This window comes from Microcoleus sp. A003_D6 (assembly GCF_036702825.1).
Classification (GTDB): Bacteria; Cyanobacteriota; Cyanobacteriia; order Cyanobacteriales; family Microcoleaceae; genus Microcoleus.
In genome coordinates, this window is sequence record NZ_JAUBWA010000076.1 from 1 (window position 1) to 6,169 (window position 6,169).

Annotated in this window: 5 protein-coding genes and 1 pseudogene; 1 reads left to right on the forward strand and 5 read right to left on the reverse strand. The window is 45.2% G+C overall.

The window, feature by feature from the left end:
- From QUB70_RS20195 to QUB70_RS20215, 5 genes and pseudogenes are all read right to left on the reverse strand, one after another.
- Nucleotides 1–217 (reverse strand): annotated as a pseudogene (locus tag QUB70_RS20195) (hypothetical protein); the annotation flags it as partial.
- 40 nt (nt 218–257) lie between these two features.
- Nucleotides 258–650 (reverse strand): response regulator, encoded by a 393-nt coding sequence (locus QUB70_RS20200; protein WP_332983017.1) that lies wholly within the window; start codon nt 648–650, stop codon nt 258–260.
- 10 nt (nt 651–660) lie between these two features.
- A complete protein-coding gene (locus tag QUB70_RS20205; RefSeq protein WP_332983018.1) occupies nt 661–3,426 on the reverse strand; it encodes an ATP-binding protein in 2,766 nt (921 codons plus the stop codon).
- Nucleotides 3,427–3,991: 565 nt separating this feature from the next.
- Nucleotides 3,992–4,735, reverse strand: a complete 744-nt coding sequence (locus QUB70_RS20210) for a response regulator transcription factor (protein WP_332983019.1) — start codon at nt 4,733–4,735, stop codon at nt 3,992–3,994.
- Between the two features lie 131 nt (nt 4,736–4,866).
- A complete protein-coding gene (locus QUB70_RS20215) occupies nt 4,867–5,025 on the reverse strand; it encodes a hypothetical protein (RefSeq protein ID WP_332983020.1) in 159 nt (52 codons plus the stop codon).
- Between the two features lie 264 nt (nt 5,026–5,289).
- Here QUB70_RS20215 and QUB70_RS20220 point away from each other — a divergent pair, with 264 nt between their 5' ends.
- A complete protein-coding gene (locus QUB70_RS20220) occupies nt 5,290–6,036 on the forward strand; it encodes a creatininase family protein (RefSeq protein WP_332983021.1) in 747 nt (248 codons plus the stop codon).
- Nucleotides 6,037–6,169 lie beyond the last annotated feature (133 nt).

Here is a 6,169-nt window from a genome sequence, read left to right on the forward strand (position 1 = left end):
CAAATTTTTTTTTCTTGTGGAATGGGCCGGAGAGCCCGTTCCAGAATTTGATTAAAAGGATTTTTGCAAGAGGTCTAGTATCCGAGATAATTAAAGGGATTTCATACCCGTCTAGCAATTCAGCAATTAAATCTAGGGCATCTTTACCTCCTTCGGCAATTTCAATCCGATAAATATTGCCTAAAGCCTCTTTTAATTCACTCTTAAGACTTTTCAAAATATTTTTTCATCGTCAACGCAAATAATGACTTGTTTGGTCATAGCGATAAAGCCGTTTTAATGGTTTCGATCAGCTCTGATTCCGACCAAGGTTTCTGCAAACACCGATGGAGGTTGGCTTCGTCAAAAGCCCTCTTCACGGCTTTTTCATCAGCTTGACCGGTTAGCATAATCTTTACTATGTTCGGAAATTTTTGATGAACTCGAACCAGAAATTCATCTCCTTTCATTCCCGGCATTAACCAATCCGATACAATCAAGATAATCGAAATTTCGCCGTCATTAAATTCCTCAATCAACTCTAAAGCATCGGCTGGATTTTCCGCTAGCTCATAAAGGTAAGCATTCCCAAAGGCTGATTTGAGTTGGGTTTTAAGGCTTTTCAAAACTACTTGTTCGTCGTCAACACACAGGATGATTGGTTTAGACATTTTTGGTGGTTTAACTAATTATTTCCGGGAGATTGACAGGCAAAACAACCGTAAAGGTGGTTTTGCCGGGAACGGATTCAACTTCTATTTTGCCGCGATGTTTGTCAAGGATCTTTCTAACTATATCGAGGCCCAAACCGCTGCCTTCTCCGGCGGATTTAGTTGTGAAGAAGGGAGCAAATATTTTGGGCATGACTTCGGGAGGAATTCCTTTGCCGCTATCCGTAACGCTGACTTTGATATAGTTGCCTTCCTGAACGATGTCCAGAGTTAATGTGCCTTTATTGTCCATCGCTTGCAGGGCGTTGTGAATTAGATTTGTCCATACCTGATTCAGTTGGTCTACATAGCACGGTACGGGCGGTATTTTTGCGAAATTGCGGATTACTTCTACGCCGTGTTTTAGGTTGTTTTGATACAGGGTGAGTACGGTTTCTATGCCTTCAGTTATATTAGCTTGAACCATCGTTTCTGATGAGTCGTAGCGGGCATAAGTTTTCAGGGCAAAAACGACTTTAGAAGCGCGATCGGCTGCGGTATTAATTATTTGGGTTCCTCGCTGGATTTCTGAGAGTTTGTAGGCCATTTCTAAGATGCGATCGCGATCGCACTTTTGCAGCAGAGATAGAAAGTCGTCGGCCTCGTAAATCCCCATATCCACCAAATTGTCGGCGATATCATCCGCCTTCTCAATTCCTTCGCCTTCGAGTTGACTAATTAAAGCCCGCTTTAACTTCCTTTCTTCTCTAGCTGTTAAAGTCATATCTTTTTGTAGCGAGCGATACAGTAATTCGCGGAATTTTTCAGATTCTGCGGGCGAAAGCGACTGAAACATTGACGGCAAGTTGGTGAGAGTTTGGCCCAAAAATTTAGTCATATTTCCAGCACTCGATCGGATCGCACCCAGCGGAGTATTCAATTCGTGAGCAACTCCAGCGACTAATTGACCTAAAGCTGCCATTTTTTCCGATTGAATCAGCTCTTCCTGAGTCGTTTGCAAGTTTTCTAATGCTGTTTTGAGTTCTTGGGTTCTTTCGGCGACTTGGAATTCGAGAGTGCGGTTGTATTCCGCTACCAATTTTTCGGCTTGTTTGCGTTGAGTGATGTCCGCAAAAGCTGCGATCGCATAACTCACCTTTCCTTTATCATCATAGATGGGCGTTCCCCAAACCTCGATCGGAATAATCCTGTCATGCTGGCGAATTTCCATATCGTCAACATTAACGCTAGCCCCTTTAAAAGCATTGATAATTGGATCTCTTTCGGCGGGATAAATTTCGTCATTACCTGCTAGATAAGCTTGATAAATCTCTCGAACTTCTGACGCATTATTAGCAACTTTATCTGTACCTAATAAATCCAGAGCGCGAGAATTAACATAATAAGGTTTGTCGCTAGAATTGGCGACAAATATTCCGATCGGAACCGCTTCTAAAATTTGGTAAAGTCTGCTTTTACTCTCAGATAATTCGGCATTCAAAGCCTGCAATTCCGCAAATGATACTTGCAGTTGCGCCGCCATACTATTAAATGAATTTGCAAGTTCCCCGACTTCATCATCGCGGTTAATTATTACAGTTTTCCCCCATTCACCTTTAGCAATATTTTTAGCCGCATCGTTCAAAGATAAAATCGGTTTAGTCACCCACCTCGCCGTGACAACACCGACAATTATCGCCACGATCGAAGCAGCAGCGCACAACAAAATTGTCGCCGTATTGTTGGCATTAATTTGTGCCATAAAATCTGCTTCGGGAACAACCACTACAATCAACCAATCCAATCCTTTATCATCTTGCCAAGGCAGAACTTGTAAAAATTGTTTTTTACCCTGAACATCAAATTCTAGTGACTGCGAAGTTTTCAGAGATTGGAATTTGTTAAAATTTGCCGCTAAATATTGAGCCGTGGTTTTGGTAAAAGTATTTTTACTGTCAATTGCTTGAACTCGTTCGGCTCCGTAGTCTTTTTGGACGACGTGAAACGGTCTTTCTCCTGTCGAAGTTGCGACCAACATTCCCGATCGCTCGATAATAAAAACTTGTCCGGTTTTGCCGATTTTCAAGCTTTGCAAAAACTTGCCAATCGTGGACAAATTAATATTTGTTAGCAGCACTCCTTGCAATTTTCGTTGTCGGTCGTAGAAAGGCATAGATGCGCCGAGATAAGCAGTAATGCCGGCCGTATTGGGATAAATCTCGCTCCAGGTGGGTTTGCCAGCGGCTACCGCAGCTTTGTACCACGGACGAGTGCGCGGGTCGAAATTAGTTTTGTTGTTTAATAATGCGCCGATTTCGCCGGATTTATTGGTAGTATAGGTGCGAAAATCATAGTTACTTGCTGCTGTCGATACCCTCAAAGTCAGCGAGCCGTTGTCGAGCCTTTCTGCCCCCAAGTTGTCTCTTTGTTCTAAACCTAAACCCGTAAAAGTGAGCGTGTCAAATATCTGAAGCTGCCGCCAAAAATGACGCTGTAAAACAAGTAAATCTTGCAGGTTCAGGGTACCGAGTTCGATCGCCGCAGCATTGATCTGGTTGACCTGATGGGGTACACTCAGGTAAGTAGCCAGATTTTGTTCGACGCGGCTGCCTACTTCTGCCATCAGTCGATCGGCAATTTCATTGATTGCCTTTTGTCCGTTTTTAAATGAGAGATATCCTACCAGTCCCACCGCCGCGAAAATTTGCAAGACGAAGGGAACTATCAGAACTGTTCGCAGGGTGCGGGAGCGAGAAGTTTTGGCAGCGAAGCTACGGGCTGATGTAGTTCTGTTCATAATGAGAATCCTCGATAGTCATATCTTTGCGCGTTCCATTCACTGCTTGACAGTCATAAATCAACCATGATTTAATGACTGAGTAGCGCCAGATTCATCAAACGGCACGTATCCTAAAGGCACTTATGCTGAAGCCAGGAGGCAGGAGGCGCTTATGCTGAAAGCAGGTTTTGATCCAACTCCTCGATACAATCCTTCGCCTGAACCCTAACCTTTTTTTAACACAAGCCACTGGAGCTAATCTTCAGGTGGGCGATGCCACCGTACATAGGGCTTGCTGAAAAAGTCTACAGAGCGAATAAGCTCCCGCCACACAGCTTGAAAAATCGTAGGTTCGTCGCTTATTTCTCAAATTTACCCAGCGACTTCCCGCGCAAGTGCAAGGGTTTTGAGCCTCGCTTATGTTATAATTTGCACTTGCTCGGTAAAAAAAAGATTAAAATGTTTATCTGGCTTGCCTTCTGATTTTATTCCGCCAGCCTACACATACAAATAAGGACACAACATTGTTGTGTCCCTACGTCAATTCGATCGCAACTTGCAACCCTACAACTAATGTAAAAATTTAACCAAATCGATAGCCGAAGCCCCGTACCGTAATGATATATTCCGGTTGGCCCGGATCGATTTCCAACTTTTCGCGCAGCCAGCGGATGTGAACGTCAACGGTTTTGCTATCTCCAATAAAATCTTGACCCCAAATTTTTTCCAGCAACTGATCGCGAGACCAAACTCGCCGGGGATTACTCATAAATAGTTCTAGTAAGCGAAACTGTTTAGGAGAAAATTTTACTTCAAGGCCGCGAACCAACACGCGACACTCTTCAGGATACAGAGTTATGCTCTTATATTGCAGCATCACCGGTTGCGGTAACTGACCGACGAGGCGCTGGCGTCGCATCAGCGCCCGACAGCGAGCGATAAACTCCCGCATTCCAAAAGGCTTGGTCAGATAATCATCCGATCCGGCTTCTAGGTAAAAAGCGCAATTGTTGGCACTTCCTCTAGCACCGATAATCAAAATAGGGACGGGATTTCCTTGATGCCGTAACATTCGACACAGATCCAAACCGTTAATGGAATCCATAATTAACAGGTTAAAGGCAAATTCACCGTGGTATGACGAGGAAGCCTGCACAGAAGGCAGAGCGTTGCGCCCGTCGCTAGTAACCACCACCTCATAGCCCTGTTCTTTAAGGGCTAAAGCTAGCATTTCCCGCAACAGGTCTTCACCTTCCAATAACAAGATGCGGCCGGCTTGTCCAACAGCCAGCCTTGAAGGACTTTCGCTTAATTCAGCAGAAGACATAAATATCAGTGGGAGTTATGTTTGTATGTGGCTAGCGCTCGGCGCCTTCTTCAGTAGCTGAGGCACTCTCGCGCTGCGATCGCTTGTACGATCGCCATTTGTTCGTTAGCGAAGCCCTCGAAGAGGATCGTTTATAATCCTTCGCCAGTCCATCCCACAGACACGCGCTCGACTGTTTCTACTTGCTCGTGCAAAAAGTATAGCCGTAGAGCAGTTGCCGGAGCCGCGCTGTCTGGCGGAGTCCAGGCGTCAGAAGCCTGGTCATTTTTAGGGGTTGGTGTTAATTTCATAAAACATTGCCCGCTGTTAATTGACCAGGTAACACCCAATCTATAGGGAGATGCTTGCTATATTACTCTTTAAAGGTTATTAAAAGGTAAAGTTTTGGCGATCGACAGGTTAAATTATTTAAGTTAAGTAATATAACTGTAAACTGGCGATCGCACTGTAGAGCTTTGTTTAAAAATACAATAATAAGTTTGCCCAAACTCCTTTTTCTTCGCCGGCCGGCTACGATCGACGATAGCAAGTAAAAATTCTGTAGACTGCCTATAATGTTGCTGCATTTGAGTACCTGGCCCGAGGTAGAAGCTTATCTAGAGAGCTCCCGAGGCATAATTATCCCGATCGGCTCCACGGAACAGCACGGGCCCACCGGCTTGATCGGGACTGACGCCATTGCTGCTGATGCGATCGCCCAGAGTGTCGGCGAAGCGGCGAATGCCTTAGTCGGCCCGACAATTAATGTAGGGATGGCCTTGCACCACACCAGCTTTCCCGGCACAATCAGCCTCCGACCGCAGACGCTAATACTCGTAATCAGGGATCATATCACATCTTTAGCAAAAGCCGGATTTGAGAAATATTTCTTCATCAACGGTCACGGTGGCAACATTGCCACGATGAAAGCAGCATTTTCCGAGACTTACGCGCATTTGTCAGACTTAAATCTACCGAATGCCGATCGAATCCAGTGTCAAATCGGCAACTGGTTCATGTGCGGTTCAGTCTACAAACTCGCCAAAGAATTGTACGGAAACCAAGAAGGCTCCCACGCCACCCCCAGCGAAATCGCCCTAACCCAGTACCTTTATCCAGAAGCAATCAAGCAAGCACCGCTTTCGGAAGAAGTTGCATCCGGGCACAAAATTTACGGTGCTGCTGACTTCCGCCACCGATTTCCCGACGGGAGAATGGGTTCAAATCCGGCCTTAGCAACTCCCGAACACGGCCAGCAATTTCACGAATTAGCAGTCAAAGAATTGACTAATAATTATTTGGAATTTTTGAACACCGATTAGCGTTTTTGCTGCTGCACCATTGTCAATCAGGCTTTTACGGGCGGGCAGGATGCCCGCCCCACAACAAGACTCACTCTTTTTTGTGGAACAGGCATCTTGCCTGTTCTTGAAAATAGTCCAAGATGCTGCACCA

Coding starts and splice junctions, on each gene's coding strand:
- QUB70_RS20200 (WP_332983017.1), bottom strand. CDS start 650: ATGTCTAAACCAATCATCCTGTGTGTTGACGACGAACAAGTAGTTTTG.
- QUB70_RS20205 (WP_332983018.1), bottom strand. CDS start 3,426: ATGAACAGAACTACATCAGCCCGTAGCTTCGCTGCCAAAACTTCTCGC.
- QUB70_RS20210 (WP_332983019.1), bottom strand. CDS start 4,735: ATGTCTTCTGCTGAATTAAGCGAAAGTCCTTCAAGGCTGGCTGTTGGA.
- QUB70_RS20215 (WP_332983020.1), bottom strand. CDS start 5,025: ATGAAATTAACACCAACCCCTAAAAATGACCAGGCTTCTGACGCCTGG.
- QUB70_RS20220 (WP_332983021.1), top strand. CDS start 5,290: ATGTTGCTGCATTTGAGTACCTGGCCCGAGGTAGAAGCTTATCTAGAG.